16 protein-coding genes are annotated in these 17,148 nt (G+C 30.2%); all 16 read left to right on the forward strand.

The features are described 5' to 3' along the window. Nucleotides 1–104 precede the first annotated feature (104 nt). Nucleotides 105–1,442, forward strand: coding sequence for a DUF512 domain-containing protein (locus HCG76_RS00170; protein ID WP_221698336.1), 1,338 nt, complete (start codon nucleotides 105–107; stop codon nucleotides 1,440–1,442). Next, nucleotides 1,442–2,761: a ribosome biogenesis GTPase Der gene (gene der / locus HCG76_RS00175; RefSeq protein ID WP_221698337.1), complete on the forward strand. Its 1,320-nt coding sequence runs from the start codon at nucleotides 1,442–1,444 to the stop codon at nucleotides 2,759–2,761. Before HCG76_RS00170 ends, der begins: the two co-directional genes overlap by 1 nt. 2 nt (nucleotides 2,762–2,763) lie before the next feature. Continuing rightward, entirely contained in the window at nucleotides 2,764–3,756 is a 993-nt protein-coding gene (locus HCG76_RS00180) for an NAD(P)H-dependent glycerol-3-phosphate dehydrogenase (RefSeq protein ID WP_221698338.1), read from the forward strand. Between the two features lie 297 nt (nucleotides 3,757–4,053). Then, complete coding sequence (gene spoIVA, locus HCG76_RS00185) at nucleotides 4,054–5,532, forward strand: stage IV sporulation protein A (RefSeq protein WP_221698339.1); 1,479 nt, start codon at nucleotides 4,054–4,056, stop codon at nucleotides 5,530–5,532. A 173-nt stretch (nucleotides 5,533–5,705) separates the two neighbouring features. Further along, complete coding sequence (locus HCG76_RS00190) at nucleotides 5,706–6,110, forward strand: PBECR2 nuclease fold domain-containing protein (RefSeq protein ID WP_221698340.1); 405 nt, start codon at nucleotides 5,706–5,708, stop codon at nucleotides 6,108–6,110. 483 nt (nucleotides 6,111–6,593) lie between these two features. Beyond that, a complete protein-coding gene (locus HCG76_RS00195) occupies nucleotides 6,594–7,562 on the forward strand; it encodes an asparaginase (protein ID WP_221698341.1) in 969 nt (322 codons plus the stop codon). 308 nt (nucleotides 7,563–7,870) lie between these two features. Then, on the forward strand, nucleotides 7,871–9,235 hold the full coding sequence (locus tag HCG76_RS00200; RefSeq protein ID WP_221698342.1) for an NCS2 family permease: 1,365 nt from the start codon (nucleotides 7,871–7,873) through the stop codon (nucleotides 9,233–9,235). 274 nt (nucleotides 9,236–9,509) lie between these two features. After that, nucleotides 9,510–10,391, forward strand: coding sequence for a YicC/YloC family endoribonuclease (locus tag HCG76_RS00205; RefSeq protein WP_221698343.1), 882 nt, complete (start codon nucleotides 9,510–9,512; stop codon nucleotides 10,389–10,391). Nucleotides 10,392–10,404: 13 nt separating this feature from the next. Continuing rightward, nucleotides 10,405–10,674, forward strand: coding sequence for an extracellular matrix/biofilm regulator RemA (gene remA, locus HCG76_RS00210; RefSeq protein WP_221698344.1), 270 nt, complete (start codon nucleotides 10,405–10,407; stop codon nucleotides 10,672–10,674). After that, nucleotides 10,674–11,309, forward strand: a complete 636-nt coding sequence (gene gmk, locus HCG76_RS00215; protein WP_195988880.1) for a guanylate kinase — start codon at nucleotides 10,674–10,676, stop codon at nucleotides 11,307–11,309. Before remA ends, gmk begins: the two co-directional genes overlap by 1 nt. Next, the gene (gene rpoZ, locus HCG76_RS00220; protein ID WP_195988881.1) at nucleotides 11,290–11,508 is read left to right on the forward strand and encodes a DNA-directed RNA polymerase subunit omega; all 219 of its coding nucleotides are present in this window, start codon (nucleotides 11,290–11,292) and stop codon (nucleotides 11,506–11,508) included. Before gmk ends, rpoZ begins: the two co-directional genes overlap by 20 nt. Before the next feature lie 2 nt (nucleotides 11,509–11,510). Continuing rightward, the gene (coaBC, locus tag HCG76_RS00225) at nucleotides 11,511–12,701 is read left to right on the forward strand and encodes a bifunctional phosphopantothenoylcysteine decarboxylase/phosphopantothenate--cysteine ligase CoaBC (protein ID WP_221698345.1); all 1,191 of its coding nucleotides are present in this window, start codon (nucleotides 11,511–11,513) and stop codon (nucleotides 12,699–12,701) included. A 120-nt stretch (nucleotides 12,702–12,821) separates the two neighbouring features. After that, on the forward strand, nucleotides 12,822–15,029 hold the full coding sequence (gene priA, locus HCG76_RS00230) for a primosomal protein N' (RefSeq protein WP_221698346.1): 2,208 nt from the start codon (nucleotides 12,822–12,824) through the stop codon (nucleotides 15,027–15,029). Between the two features lie 11 nt (nucleotides 15,030–15,040). Further along, nucleotides 15,041–15,484 (forward strand): peptide deformylase, encoded by a 444-nt coding sequence (def, locus tag HCG76_RS00235; RefSeq protein ID WP_221698347.1) that lies wholly within the window; start codon nucleotides 15,041–15,043, stop codon nucleotides 15,482–15,484. A 13-nt stretch (nucleotides 15,485–15,497) separates the two neighbouring features. Then, a complete protein-coding gene (fmt, locus tag HCG76_RS00240; RefSeq protein WP_221698348.1) occupies nucleotides 15,498–16,424 on the forward strand; it encodes a methionyl-tRNA formyltransferase in 927 nt (308 codons plus the stop codon). 18 nt (nucleotides 16,425–16,442) lie between these two features. Further along, on the forward strand, nucleotides 16,443–17,138 hold the full coding sequence (locus tag HCG76_RS00245; RefSeq protein WP_221698349.1) for a zinc metallopeptidase: 696 nt from the start codon (nucleotides 16,443–16,445) through the stop codon (nucleotides 17,136–17,138). Nucleotides 17,139–17,148: the final 10 nt, after the last annotated feature.

Here is a 17,148-nt window from a genome sequence, read left to right on the forward strand (position 1 = left end):
TTTAGTAATTTAATTTAAGAAATTACCTTAACTGTTAGTTGACTGAATAAAATTATTAGGTTAATATATCATAGAGATGATAGGTAATTATAGGAGTGGACATTATGAAGAATGTAATAACAAGTGTAATGCCTGATAGTATTGCTGCAGAAGTCGGCATTGAAGTAAATGATATTTTATTATCAGTAAATGGAGAAAAGATAGTTGATATTATAGACTACAGGTTTTTAACAAATGATGAAGAAATAGTATTAGAAATACAAAAACCAAATGGAGAGGTTTGGGACTATGAAATAGAGAAAGACTATGGAGAGGAACTAGGACTTGAATTTGGTGGCGGTATTATGGATAAGGCAAAAAGATGCAGCAATAAATGTATGTTTTGCTTTATAGATCAAAATCCAAAGGGAATGAGAGAAACCCTTTATTTTAAGGATGATGATTCACGTCTTTCTTTCCTTCAAGGTAATTTTGTTACTTTAACAAATATGAAGGATGAGGATATAGAAAGAATTATAAGATATAGAATAAGTCCTATAAATATTTCAGTACATACAACAAATCCAGATTTAAGAGTAAAAATGCTTGGTAATAGATTTGCAGGATCAGTATATGAAAGAATGAAGAGACTTGCAGATGCAGGAATAGAAATGCACTGTCAAATAGTTCTTATACCAGAAGTTAATAATGGAGAAGAATTGAAAAGAACTATAACTGATTTATATGAACTATATCCATCAGTAGCTAATATTGCAGTAGTTCCTATAGGAGTTACTAAGTATAGAGAAGGATTAGTTCAAGTAAATACATTTACTAACGAAACTGCAAGAAAAGAGTTAGAAATGGTTATGGAATTCCAAAAGAGATTTATGGAAGAAATAAATGATCCATTTGTAAGATTTTCTGATGAGTTTTATTTAGTATCAGGTATAGATGTGCCTGAAGAGAGCTTTTATAACGGATATGAGCAGATAGAAGATGGAATTGGAATGATTAGATGCTTTAGAGAATCTATAAATTATACTGCTCAAGATTTAGACAAACACATAAAAGGAACTTTTTCTGTTCCAACAGGGAAGCTAGCTTTTGAAGAAGTAAGCAATGGAATGAAAAAGTTAATGGAAGTTAACCCTAATATTAAAATAGATACATATAAAATTATAAATCATTTCTTTGGTGAGACAATAACTGTTGCAGGTCTTCTTACTGGAAGAGATATTATAGGACAATTGAAAGGAAAGATTAATAGCGAGTACTTAATTATGCCTAATAATATGTTTAGAAAAGGATACGAGTTAGGTCCGGCAGAATATATTATGTTAGATGATACAAAGATAGATGATATAGAAAGAGAATTAGGTGTTAAAGTTCTTGTATGTGACCATACAGGAGAAGATATAGTAAGCATCATAAATGATGTGTGTCAGGAGGAAGAAAAATAATGGCAAAACCAATAGTAGCTATAGTTGGAAGACCAAATGTAGGTAAATCTACATTATTCAATAAATTAGCAGGAAAAAGAATTTCAATAGTTCAAGATACACCAGGTGTAACAAGAGATAGAGTATATGCTGAAGCTGAATGGCTTAATCATACTTTCACAATGATTGATACTGGGGGTATAGAACCAGAAAACCAAGACATAATAGTTAAACAAATGAGAAGACAAGCAAATATAGCAATAGAAACTGCTGATGTTATTATGTTTGTAGTTGATGGAAAAGAAGGAATGACAGCAGCTGATAATGAAGTTGCTACAATGCTTAGAAAATCTAAAAAGCCAGTAGTTCTTGTTGTTAATAAAATTGATAACTTAAAGGATGAGGAAAATGCTTGGGAATTCTATAATTTAGGTATAGGTGATCCAGTTGCTGTATCAGCAGGGCAAGGTAAAGGACTTGGAGATATGCTTGATATGGTAGTTTCTCATTTCGATTCTATTTCTGGAAAAGATGAAGAGGAAGAAGACATAAAAATTGCTATGATAGGTAAACCTAATGTAGGTAAATCTTCATTAATTAATAGATTACTAGGTGAAGATAGATTAATAGTATCAGATATTGCAGGAACAACAAGAGATGCAATAGATAGTAGAATTGAAAATGAACTTGGAAAGTTTACTTTAATTGATACTGCAGGTCTTAGAAGAAAGAGCAAAGTTAAAGAAGAAATTGAAAGATACTCAGTTATAAGAACTCTTGCAGCAGTTGAAAGAGCTGATGTTTGTATATTAATGATAGATGCAACTGAAGGTGTAACAGAGCAAGATGAAAAAATAATTGGCTTTGCACATGAATTAAATAAGGCTATAATGGTTATTGTAAACAAGTGGGATCTTATTGAAAAAGATGATAAGACAATGGATAACTACAAAAAAGATTTACAAAGCAAGCTTAAGTTTATCAAATATGCTAAGTTCTTATTTATATCAGCATTAACTGGTCAAAGAGCGCATAGAGTATTAGAAGTTGCTAAAGAGTGTTATGATAACTATGATAAGAGAGTTGGTACTGGTGTATTAAATGATGTTATTAGTAAGGCAATATTAATGAAAGAACCACCAGTAGTTGCATTAAAGAGATTAAAGATATACTATGCTACTCAAGTGGCTACTAAACCACCAAAGTTTGTGTTCTTCGTTAATGATATGAATGCAAGACATTTCTCATATGAAAGATATTTAGAAAATCAATTAAGAGATAATTTTGATTTCAGTGGAACTGGAATACAAATAGAATATAGGGAGAGAAAGGATAGTTAATTATGAGTAAGGTAACTTTTTTAGGCGGAGGAAGTTTTGGAATTTCCTTAGCTATTTTATTAGCACACAAAGGAAATATAGTATCGATATATGATAGAGATAATACCGTTGTAGATGATATTAATATAAACAGAAGAAATGATAAGTTTATTAAAGGATTAGATGTGCCTAAAAATGTTACGGCTTATAATAGCTTAGAGGAGGCTATTACAGACTGTGATTATGTTGTATTAGCCGTTCCATCTCATGTAATTAGAAGTGCATCTAAGAGTATTAAAGGCTTAGTAAAAAATGATGTTCCTGTCATATGCATTGCAAAAGGAATAGAAGAAGGAACTAATAAAACATTAGTGGAGGTTATTGAAGAAGAAGTAGATAATCCAGTAGTAGTTTTATCAGGACCAAGTCATGCTGAAGAAGTGGCATTTGATATTCCAACAACAGTTCTTACTTCATCAAAAAATATGAAGGTTGCAGAAGATGTTCAGGATTTATTTATGACTAAAACATTTAGAGTATATACTAATGATGATTTAGTTGGAGTAGAAATTGGTGGTGCTGTAAAAAATATTATAGCTCTTGCAGCAGGAGTATGTGATGGATTAGGATATGGTGATAATACTAAAGCTGCACTTATGACTAGAGGTATGGCTGAAATTGTTAGAATAGGTACTAAGCTTGGTGGAAAAATTGAAACGTTTTTAGGGCTTACTGGTATGGGAGATTTAATAGTTACTTGTACAAGTATGCATTCAAGAAATAGAAGAGCTGGATACTTAATAGGAACAGGAAAGTCTAGAGAAGAAGCTGTAGAAGAAGTAGGTATGGTTGTTGAAGGAATAAAGGCTTGCTATGCATTCTATAACTTAAAAGAAAAATTAGATGTTGAAATGCCAATAACTGATGCTCTTTATAAAGTTCTTTTTGAAGATAAAGATGCAAAACAAATGGTTAGAGAATTATTGGAAAGAGATAAAAAAGCTGAAAATTACTAATAAAAAGCGAAGTTGCAATTATGTGACTTCGCTTTTTTTATATATTTTAAGCTATATTAGGAGTATAAGAAAAAATAATATTCTATTATGTAAAAATAAAATTTAAAAGTACATCATAAATAGATATGCTATTACATATTGTTAACTATATAGAGATTTAAAAAAGAGGGTTAACGTTAATACTAAGTTCCGAAAAAATTAAATTTTGATTTAGAGGAATAAACTTAAAAAAATAGTATACTTTTTTTTAATTAAGAATATATATATAGTGTTAAAAATAAATAGGAGGGTGTACTTATGGGCGATTTCAATATATATAAGGATATTGCAGAAAGGACTCAAGGTGACATATACTTAGGTGTTGTTGGACCAGTTAGAACTGGAAAGTCTACATTTATTAAAAAATTTATGGACCTAATGGTTATACCAAAGATTGATAATGCTTATAAAAAGGAAAGAGCTAAGGATGAATTACCACAAAGTGGATCAGGAAAAACGATTCATACTACAGAGCCTAAATTTGTTCCAAATGAAGCTGTAGAAATAACTATTGATGAGGATATTAAATTAAAGGTTAGAATGGTAGATTGTGTGGGGTATATAGTTAAAGGGGCTTTGGGATATTTAGAAGACGAAGAACCTAAAATGGTTAATACTCCATGGTATGAATATGAAATACCATTTGAAGATGCTGCTGAAATAGGGACAAGAAAAGTTATAACAGATCATTCAACTGTTGGGCTTTTAGTAACTACTGATGGTAGTATTACAGGTATAGACAGAGAAGAATACTTAGAAGCTGAAGAAAGGGTAGTAGAGGAGCTTAAGGCAATTAATAAACCTTTCATAGTTGTACTTAATACAAAAAACATAAACTCTCCTGAAACAGATGCATTAAAGGATGAACTTGAGAAGAAATATGATGTAGAAGTTCAGGTTATGGATGTTTATAATATGACTGAAAAGGATATTGAGAAGTTATTTAAGCATGTACTTAAGGAATTCCCTGTAAAAGAAATAAATATAGACATGCCTGTTTGGGTTGAAAACTTAGATCCAGAACATTGGTTGAAAAAAGAGTTCTTTAAGATTATTAAGGGAATGTGTCAAAGTGTAGATAAAATAAGAGACATAAAACCAGCGTTTAGTGATGCAAAGGAAAATGAAAATTTAAGTGCATCAGATTTAAGTGAAATAAGTCTTGGTGAAGGTACTGCAAGAATATTACTTAAACCAAGTGAAACTATTTTTTACAAAGTACTTAGTGAAAATTGCGATGCTGAAATTGAAAGTGAGAGCGATTTAATAGCTCTTGTAAAAGATTTAAACATTGCAAAACGTGAATATGATAAAATTAAGGATGCTTTAGTTGATGTTAGGGAAACTGGATATGGCCTTGTTGCTCCTCAATTAAGTGAAATGAAGTTTGAAGAGCCTGAAATAGTTAAACAAGGAACTAAGTTTGGAGTAAAATTAAAAGCTAGCGCTCCATCACTACATTTTATTAAGGCTGATATTAAAACTGAAATTAGTCCGATAATGGGATCAGAGAAGGAAAGTGAAGAGTTAGTTAATGCTCTTATGGATCAATTTGATAAAGATCCAGCATCATTATGGCAAAGTAATATGTTTGGTAAATCTTTAGAGGTATTAGTTAAAGAAGGATTACAAAATAAGTTATATAAGATGCCAGAAGATGTTCAAGTTAAAATTCAAAAGACTCTTCAAAAGATTATCAACGAGGGTAATGGCGGATTGATTTGTATAATTCTATAACATAAGTGTAATCTACTACTAAAGGAATTTGGTAGTAGATTATTTTTTTTTTGTTATAAATATGTAAAAATCTAATTTTTTTATATATTTTAGTGTAGACTCGCTTACTATTAGAATAGAATATATTAAGCAGATAGTATTATGCTTAATATATTATAGTGAAGAGGGATAGTATGGAGAGCAGATTTTGTACCTATAAAAGAGTAGGATATTTAAGGCAAAGGATAGCCAATGAGTTAGGTATAGAGTTTACTGGAGTAATATATGCATCCCCAGGAGTGTTAAAGCATATTATAAAGAGGCATGGTAGGCAACTAAATAAAAAGACTAGAGATAGCATTCTTGAGTGGATGAAAAAAATATTAGAAGAACCCGACTATATTGGTATTTATAAAAATGAAGGGGGACAGACTGCTGTAGAATTTATTAAGAGAGTTTATACTAATTTGCTTTTAGGAGTTGAAGTAGATGAAAAACATGAGTATATCTATGTAACAACTATGTATCCAATAACGGATAAGAAGATAGAAAATAAAATTTATAGTGGAAAATTAATTGATATTAAAGGTATTAAATAATTTATTTGATATAACTTTAGTCAAAATGTATAATATGTAATTGTATAATGAAATTGATTGTTGAGGTGAGAAATGGCTCCTCATGCGCTGAAATTTTCAGTAAACAGAGATGCAGGGTATGTCGACCTGCCAATAATCAGAGCTGAGTAATATTGCGAAGAAAAATGAAAGTTAAGGGCCTAGCGGCCAGTTAAGGTGGTTAATATAGCTTACGCTCATTAACTATAGGTAAGGGTTTGCTAACGCAAAGGTTAAAGAGTTAAGGATGAAATTACTCCGTAATTTCTTGAATATATATTTTAGAAACTTTGTAAGAAGTTTTTTTCTTAACTATCCGCAAGGCTCTTACCATTGACGTAGTCAATTTTAAATCTTTTTGAACTAGCAAAGCTCTGTTCAAAAAACTTAACTGGCCGAGGGACCTTAATTAACTAAATTGCTTTGCAATAATAGATAAATAGTATAAAAAACTGGAGGATGAAGATGAAAAAAATAGCTGTAGTATTTAATGGTGGAACAATATCGATGAAGGTAGATGAAAGAATAAAGGCTGCTGTTCCAAGTTTGACTGGAGAAGAAATAATGTCAATGGTTACAGGAATAGAAGAATTTGCAGAAATTGAATCTTATAGTTTTTCAAGTATGCCATCACCACATATGACTTTTAAAACTATGTTAGAATTAAGCAAGTTTACAAAAGAGCTTTTAGATAGAAGTGATATTGATGGTGTTGTAATTACTCATGGAACTGATACTTTAGAAGAAACGGCATATCTTTTAGATTTAACTATAAAAAGTGAAAAGCCTGTTGTAATTACTGGAGCTATGAGAAGTGGATCAGAACTAGGATATGATGGACCATCAAATCTAGCTGCATCAATTTGTACAGCTATTTCAGAGGATGCAAAGAAGAGAGGTGTACTTGTTTGTTTTAATGGTGAGTTAAATTCTGCATCAGAAGTTACAAAAGCAAATTCTATGGCATTAAATGCATTTAGAACTCCTAATTTTGGACCAATTGGAATAGTTGATAATAATAAAGTTATGTTTTATAGAGAAACTAAAAGTACTGAAAAGTATGATGTTAGTGAAATAAAAAAAGATGTTGCAGTAATAAAATGTGTAGCAGATATGGATTCTTCATTTATTGACTTTGTAATAGAGAAGGGATATGGAGGAATTGTTATTGAAGCTTTAGGAAGAGGTAATGTTCCACCTAGAATGGTTGAAGGAATAAAGTCTGCTTTAGATAAAGAAATACCTGTAGTAGTAGTTTCTAGATGCTTTGAGGGAAGAGTTCATGAATCTTATGGTTATGAAGGTGGAGGAAAAATGCTTAAGGATTTAGGTGTAATTTTTGGAGATACTCTACCAGGACAAAAAGCGAGAATAAAATTAACATTAGCAATAAATAGTACAATAGATAATAAGGAAATAAAAAATCAATTCTAATAAAGTGCGAATATTACATAAGTATAAAGGTATAATATTCGTAAATGTATTGACTTTTGGGGAATTATGGATTATAATTTGATATAAGATAGCTCCTATTCTAATGATAATTAGGAAGAATTATTTGTTTTCCATTAGGACATTAAAGTTATGACTATGAGTTTAAAGAAAAATATTACTGTAAAGTGTTGTCTTAATAACACATTGCAGTTTTTTTTTATTGTAAGTTCTTTGAAATAAGATGAAGTAAAGCAATTTTATCTTATTCTTAAACTTAAATATATAAAATAAAAAAGGGGGATTTTTTTATGCAAACTTTAACTAAAAAAGAAAAGTTATTGCCTATCTTTTCTAACAAAAAAGTTGATATGAAAAAAGAAATGCTAGCAGGATTAACGACATTTTTAACTATGGCTTATATTATTGCAGTTAACCCAAATATTTTATCAGCTACAGGTATGCCGGCTGGGGCTTTAGTTACAGCAACATGTTTGGCAGCTGCAATTGCTTGTATACTTATGGGATTGTTTGCTAATTTACCATTTGCATTAGCATCTGGGATGGGATTAAATGCATATTTTGCTTATACTGTTGTAGGACAAATGGGAATTTCATGGCAAGTTGCTTTAACTGCAGTATTTGTTGAAGGTATTATATTTATTCTTTTATCCTTATTTAAAGTTAGAGAAGCTGTTGTAAATGCTATTCCTAAAAATATGAAGTTAGCAGTAACCGGTGGTATAGGATTATTTATAGCTTTCATTGGAATGGTTAACTCTGGATTGGTTGTTGCTAATGAATCAACAATGGTTTCTTTAGGAACATTTACTCCAGCTGTAATAATAACAATTATAGGACTTATAATTATTGCTGTTTTAGATAAAAAGGGAGTAAGAGGAGCTATTCTTTGGGGAATATTAGTTTCTGCTATTATAGGCTGGATATTTGCTTTGATTAATAGTGAAGCAGCAGCAGCTTTAGGAATTTATTTACCAACAGGAATATTTAAGTTTGAAGGTATTGGAGAAATTGCAGGAAAAGTTGATTTAGTACATGCCTTTAGCGCTGAAAATATAAAAATGTTTATTACAGTAGTATTTACTTTCTTATTTGTAGATTTCTTTGATACAGTAGGAACTTTAGTGGGTGTTTGTTCTAAGGCTAAAATGCTTGATGAGAAAGGGAATGTTCCAAATGCAGGAAGAGCTCTTTTGGTTGATGCTGTAGGAACAACAGCAGGATCATTATTAGGTGTATCTACAGTTACAACTTATGTTGAAAGTTCAACAGGTGTTGCAGCTGGAGGAAGAACAGGATTTACAGCTATTACAACTGGAGTATTATTTTTAATTGCTATGTTCTTTTCACCAATTTTTATAGCTATACCAGGATGTGCAACTGCACCTGCTTTAATTTATGTTGGTTATTTAATGCTTGGAGCAGTTAAGGAAATACACTTTGATAATATAACAGAAGGAGTACCAGCATTTTTAACTATTGCAGCTATGCCTTTAACTTATAGTATTGGTGATGGTTTGACTCTTGGAATATTATCATATGTTATAATTAATTTCTTATATAGCTTATTTAGCAAGAAGGATGACAAAATAAAGGTTTCATGGGTAATGTATGTTTTAGCAGTAATATTTGTATTAAAATTAATATTCTTATAAAATAATAATAGTGAGTAGAAAAAGCTTTAAACTTTTTTCTACTCACTTTTTTTATTATTGATAATATTGCATAGTGGTATATATTAAAAAAATAAGGAATTGAAAAAAGTAAATAGTATTAGGTGAAAAATAAATTGTGAACAATTTGTTAACAAACCATTGACATTGATTGAGTTTAGGATATAAACTAAGTTATATCAAAAAGACAATAAATAATTTAATTATATGAGTACATAAATTAGTTAAATAAATTGTAGAAGGTAAGGAGAATAATATGATAAGGAGTATGACTAGCTTTGGCAGAAGCAGCAGTGAAGAAGGAAAGAAAAGATTTTTTACTGTTGAAATGAAAAGCGTAAATAGTAGATATTTAGATGTAAATATTAGAATGCCTAAAACTTTAATTTCTTTAGAAGAAGAAATTAGAAAAATGATAAGTAATTCACTAAATAGAGGTAAAGTTGATGTATTTATCAATTTAAAGAATTACAATGATGGTAGTGGAGTTCCAAAGGTTGATATTAATTTAGCTAAGGGATATTTTGATTGCCTTAAAGAAATAGAAGAAAAATTAGGTATAAAAAACGATGTTTCAGTAATGCAAATTGCAAGATTCCCAGAAGTAATTACTGTAGTTGAAGAAGAAGATAAAATAGAAGAAATTTGGGAAGAAATTAAACCTCTTATAAAAGATTGTTTAGACATGATGGTTGCAATGAGAGAAGTTGAGGGTAATAAATTAAAAGAAGATATTTTATCTAAGATTTCTGTTATAGAGCAATTAGTTTCAAAAGTTGAAGAGTTTGCAGATACTATACCAAAAGCATTTAAAGTAAAGCTTGAGGAAAGACTAAAAGAGTTATTAGGAAATGTTGATATAGATGAAAATAGAGTTGCTATGGAAGTTTGTATGTTAGCTGACAAAGCAACTATTGATGAAGAAATAATAAGACTTAGAAGTCATATTAATCAAGTTAGAGAAACTTTAAATTTAAATGAACCAGTTGGTAGAAAACTTGATTTTATAGTTCAAGAAATGAATAGAGAAACTAATACTATAGGTTCAAAATCTAGTGATATCCAAATGACTAATATAGTTATTGATATAAAAAATATACTTGAGAAGATAAGAGAACAGGTGCAAAATATAGAATAATAGGAGGAGAGTAATGGGAATAAAATTGATAAACATTGGTTTTGGTAATATAGTATCAGCTAATAGACTTGTTGCAATAGTTAGTCCAGAATCAGCGCCGATTAAGAGAATTATCCAAGAAGCTAGGGACAGAGGTATGCTTATTGATGCAACTTATGGAAGAAGAACTAGAGCTGTAATAATTACTGATAGTGATCATGTTATATTATCAGCAGTTCAACCAGAAACTGTTGCACATAGATTAGTAGCTAAAGATGAAGCTGTAGATGAGGATGATGAATAATGCAGAATACTAAAGGATTATTAATTGTAATTTCAGGTCCTTCAGGTGCAGGAAAAGGAACAATATGCAAAGCACTTTTAGAAAAACATGATGATTTATTTATTTCTGTTTCTGCAACGACGAGAAGTCCGAGAGCAGGAGAAGTAGATGGAGTAAATTATCACTTCTTAACAAAAGAAGATTTCATTTCTAAAGTAGAAAGCAATGATTTCTTAGAGTATGCTGAAGTACATGGAAATATGTATGGAACTCCAAAGTTCAAGGTAGAAGAAATGTTAGCCGAAGGTAAGAATGTTATTTTAGAAATAGATATTCAAGGTGCTTTAAAGGTTAAAGAAAACTTTGGAGAAGGAGTATTTATATTTATACTACCTCCATCAATGGAAGAATTAAAACAAAGAATAATTAAAAGAGGTAGTGAAACTGAAGAATCATTAATGACAAGATTTAAAAATGCATATCAAGAAATAAATTATGTTTCTAAATATAACTATGCAGTAGTTAATGATGAAGTTGATACAGCAGTTATTAAAATAGAAGGAATAATTGCTGCAGAAAAATGTAGAGTAGATAGAATAAAAGATACAATATTAGATTCTAAGGAGGGCTTAATTCATGAACAACTCTATGATTAATCCATCAGTGGTGGACTTATTAAATAAGGTGGAAGACAGATATTCGCTAGTTATAGTGACATCAAGAAGAGCAAGAGAAATAATAGATGGGAATGAACCATTAACTTTAAATCCTTCAAAAAAACCATTAACAATAGCAATTAATGAAGTTAACGAAGGATTAGTTAGTTATCACAAAAGTAATGAAGGAATAAAATAGTCATGAGTAAATGTGTTGTTATTGGAGTTACTGGAGGAATTGCTGTTTATAAGGCATTAGATGTAATTAGTGCTTTAAGAAAAAAGGATATAGAAGTTCATGTTATTATGACTGAAAGTGCAACAAAGTTTGTAAATCCTTTAACATTCCAATCTATTAGTCAGAACATGGTTGTTACTGATATGTTTGCAGAACCTAAGGCTTGGGAAATCCAACATATTTCATTAGCTCAAAAAGCTGATTTAATGTTAATTGCTCCAGCTACTGCAAATATAATAGGAAAAGTTGCAAATGGTATATCAGATGATATGCTATCAACAACTATAATGGCAGCATCAAAGGCTAAGGTAATATTTGCACCAGCTATGAATACTCACATGTATCAAAATAGAATAGTTCAAGGAAACATAGAAAAACTAAAGAGTTATGGATATGATTTTATTGAACCTGCTAGTGGAAGATTAGCTTGTGGAGATATTGGTGTTGGAAAACTTGCAGATGTTAATACAATTGTAGAAAGAGTATTAACAGAGTTAAATGATAAAGAACAAGATTTAAATGGGAAAAAGGTTCTTATAAGTGCTGGACCAACTATTGCTCCTATTGATCCTGTAAGATATATAACTAATAGATCAACAGGAAAAATGGGTTATGCTATAGCTGAAGAAGCTAGAGATAGAGGTGCAGAAGTTGTTTTAGTTTCAGGGCCTACAAATTTAAATCCTCCAAAAAACGTAAGAGTAATAAACATAAAAACCAATGAAGAAATGAAAAATGAAATTTATGATAACTTTGAATGGGCTGATATAGTTATTAAGTCAGCTGCAGTGGCTGATTATAAGCCGAAGGAATATAGCGAAGAAAAAATCAAAAAAGGTGAGGGAGATTTAAATCTTTGCTTAACTAGAGATAATGATATATTAAAATCTTTAGGAGATATGAAAACTCACCAAATTTTAGTTGGATTTGCAGCAGAAAGCAATGATGTTTTAAAGAATGCAGATAAGAAACTAAAAAACAAGAACTTGGATTTTATAGTTGCAAATGATATTACTGCTTCTGATACTGGTTTTGGTAGCGAGGATAATAAAGTAGTTATTCTTTCAAAAAATAATGAAAAGCTAGAGCTAGATAAAATGAGTAAAAAAGAAGTTGCAAGTAATATATTTGACATGATTTTAGAAAAGCGCTAATTGCGCTTTTCTTTATATACAATAATGTTCATATATGTAATTATTCAATGAACTCTTATGAGTTTAAATTTAATTGTGAGCGTATATACGTAGCAATTAATGTAGAGTGAGGGTGATAAATTGAATTTATATGCTGAAATAATATTAAATTCAGAAGCATTAGAAATTGATAGACCTTTTACATATAAGATTCCATTGGAGTTTCAAGAAAAGGTTCAAGTAGGTCAAATAGTAAAAGTGCCCTTTGGAATGGGAAATAAAACTTCAGAGGGATTTGTATTAGCAATAAAGCAGGAAGATGAAGTTGACATAAATTTTAGAGTTAAGAAAATCTCAGCTATAATAACAAATGAACCAGTTATAGATTTGAATGATATTGAGCTTATTAATTTTTTAAGAGAAAAATATCTATGTAAATATATTGATGCATTTAGATTACTTATACCTGTTGGAATTATGAAGGGTGCTAAAAGTAAAAGTAAAAAGGTTATAGTATTTAAAAATGATGATTTAAGCTGTATGCAAAAACCAGAGGGATACATAGACATTATTAAATTTTTAAGAGAAAACTCTGGTAAATATACTAAAAGTGAACTTATTAATATTAATTCTATTTCTCAATATAAATTAAACAAATTAATTGAGAAAGGTTTACTTGCAGTAGAAGAGGAAACTGTTTTTAGATATAATAATAGAGCTTATAACGTGGATTATGAAAAAAAGCTAACATTAGAACAAAAATATGTTCTTGATACATATAATAGCTCACAGAATAATTTATTTTTACTTAAAGGTGTTACCGGTTCAGGAAAAACAGAAGTATATATGAGAATGGTTGAAGAAGTTTTAGAAAAAAATCAATCAGCTATTGTTTTAGTTCCGGAAATTTCATTAACTCCTCAAATGATTGAGAGATTTAAAGGGAGATTTGGAAAGAATGTAGCTTTATTTCATAGTAAGTTATCAGATGGAGAAAGATTTGATGAGTGGTTTAGAGTAAAGGAAGGAAAAGCAAAGCTTGTTGTAGGAGCAAGAAGTGCAATTTTTTTACCAGTAAAAAATTTAGGACTTATTATTATTGATGAAGAACATGAGAACACTTATAAATCAGATCAGAATCCTAAATATCAAACTAAAGAGGTTGCAGAGTTCTTAAGTGAACAAAAGGGCTGTAGAGTGGTATTAGGATCGGCTACACCTACTATAGAAAGTTATTATAGAGCTTTAATAGGTGAATTAGATTTGTTAGAATTAAATTCAAGGGTTGATGGCAAGGCTATGCCTCCTATGGAAGTTATTGATATGAGGAATGAATTAAGAAGTGGAAATATATCTCTATTTAGCAGAGAACTTTTTAAGGAAATTCAAGAAAAGCTTTCTAAGGGTGAGCAGATAATCTTGTTTTTAAATAGAAGAGGATTTTCTACTTTTGTATCCTGTAGAAGTTGTGGATATGTATTTAAATGTGAAGAATGTGATATTTCTATGACTTATCATAGAAGTGGACTACTGGTTTGCCATTACTGTGGAAAAACTAAAAGAGCTCCTCAAAAATGCCCTAAATGTGATAGTAAATATGTTAAGTTCTTTGGAGCAGGAACTCAAAGAGTTGAAGAGGAAGTCAAGAAGTATTTTAAAGACGCAAGAGTATTAAGAATGGATGTTGATACTACAAGGTCAAAGGATTCTTATGAAAATATTTATAATACTTTTAAAGAAAGAAAAGCTGATATTCTTATAGGAACTCAAATGATATCTAAGGGACTTGATTTTAAAAATGTTACTCTTGTAGGTATTTTGGCAGCTGATATGTCTATAAACATACCAGATTATAGAGCTGCAGAGAGGACTTTTCAAATAATTACTCAAGTAGCAGGAAGAGCAGGACGAGGACAAAAACAAGGAAAAGTAGTAATACAAACATATACACCAGAGCATTATAGTTTAGAGTATGCGGTTAATTATGACTATGAAGGATTTTATGAAAAAGAATTTACAGTTAGAGCATTAATGAAGTATCCGCCTTTTGGAAAAATATTATTAATAAATGGTATATCAAAAAAAGAGGATTTATTGAAGAACTTTATGCATAAAATATCTAATGTGATAAAACCATTAGTTGAAAAGGAAGTAGATGTTGATGTTTTGGGACCAATACCATGCTTGGTATCTAAAGTTAAAGAAAATTATAGGTGGCAAATCGTGGTAAAAGGTGAATTTAATTCGGAATTTGCTAAAAAAATTAAAGAACTACTTTATGATGAGAACAAGAACGTATATAATGATATACGAATAAGTATGGATATAAATCCAAATAATTTATTCTAGGAGGAAATAAAATGGCAATTAGAACTATTAGAACTATGGGAGACGATGTTTTAAGAAAGAAGTGTAAAGAGGTTACTGAGATAACTAAAAGAGAAATAACTCTTATTAATGATATGATTGACACTATGTTTGAGGCAAATGGTGTTGGTTTAGCAGCTCCACAAGTTGGTATACTTAAAAGAATATTCGTTATAGATATTGATGATGAAAATGGAACAATGGTATTTATTAATCCAGAGATTTTAGAAACTAATGGAACTCAATGTGGTGAAGAAGGATGCTTAAGTGTTCCAGGTGAGTTTAGTGATGTTGAAAGACCAAACTACGTAAAGGTTAAAGCATTCAATGAAAAAGGTGAAGAATTTATTTTAGAGGGAGAAGGATTATTAGCAAGAGCTATATTACATGAAAATGATCATTTAGATGGTATTTTATATGTAGATCTTGTAAAATAGGAGGAAGTTATAAATGAAAATTGTATTTATGGGAACTCCTGATTTTGCTGTTCCATCACTAGAAGCTTTAATAGAAAAGTATGGTGTAGAGGCTGTTTTTACACAGCCTGATAGACCAAAGGGAAGAGGTAAGAAAATGGCCTTTTCAGCTATTAAGGAAGTGGCTGTTAAGCATGATATAAAAGTATTTCAGCCAGAAAAGTTAAAGGATGATAGAGAAGCTATAGAATATTTAAAAGAGATGAAGCCAGACTTTATAATAGTAGTTGCTTTTGGGCAAATATTAACTAAAGAAGTTTTAGATATTCCTAAGTATGGTTGCATAAATTTACATGCATCTCTTCTTCCTATGTATAGAGGAGCAGCGCCATTAAACTGGGTTGTAATTAATGGTGAAAAGAAATCAGGTAATACAACTATGCTTATGGATGTTGGATTAGATACTGGTGATATGTTATTAAAAGATGAAGTAGAAATAACTGAAAACATGACAGCTGGAGAGTTACATGATATATTAATGGTTAGAGGTGGAAATCTTTTAATAGAAACAATAGAAGGATTAGCAAATGGTACAATAAAAGGTATCAAGCAAGAAGGTGAAACTTGTTATGCGAAAATGCTTTCTAAAAACACTGGTAAAATATCTTGGGATAAGAGTGCTTTAGAAATTCATAATTTAATTAGAGGGCTTAACCCATGGCCAATTGCACATACTACATATAAAGAAGAAAATATGAAGATATATGAGTCTGAGGTTTTAAATGAAAATAGTAATAAGGAACCAGGAACTATATTAAGTGTTAATAAATCTGGTATGAAGGTTAGCTGTAAAGAAGGCGTTTTATTAGTTAAAAAAGTTCAATTCCCTAATGGAAAGCCATTAACTATTGAACAATATATAAATGGTAAGGATATTGAGTTAGGTTGTAAATTGGTATAATATGAAAGGGGAATTTTTATGTTTTATCCAGGATTTTATTTTGACAGAACTATGATTTTGTTGCTTCCTGCAATAATAATTGCATTTTGGGCACAATCAAAAGTAAGTAGCACATATAAAAAGTATAGAACTGTAAGGACTATGAATGGATACACAGGCGAAAATGTTGCAAGAATGATACTTGATGCAGCAGGACTTTATGATGTACCTGTACTTGAAACTAGAGGAGAATTAACAGATCATTATGATCCTACTAGTAGAGTTATAAGATTATCAAGTGATATATATCATGGATCAAGTATAGCAGCTGCAGGAATAGCAGCTCATGAAGTTGGGCATGCAATTCAGCATAAAGAAGCTTATAAACCTTTAGTATTGAGAACATCCATAGCTACAGCTGTTAATTTTAGCAGTCAAGCATCCATTATTATTTTTATGATCGGTTTACTTTTTAGTATTCCAATGTTAATAAATATTGGGATTATATTTTTTACAGTAGCAGTAATTTATCAATTAATTACATTGCCAGTTGAGTTTAATGCATCAAAAAGGGCATTGACTATATTAGAAAATAGAAATATATTATATGGTAATGAAATTAATGGCGCAAAAAGCGTTTTAAGCGCAGCAGCAATGACATATGTAGCAGCTGCATTAATGTCAATTTCACAATTAATAAGACTAATTGCAATTAGCAATAGAAATAATGATTAAGAGGTAACGT

Origin of the sequence: Clostridium sp. K13, assembly GCF_019734195.1 — a bacterium.
Lineage (GTDB): Bacteria > Bacillota > Clostridia > Clostridiales > Clostridiaceae > Clostridium.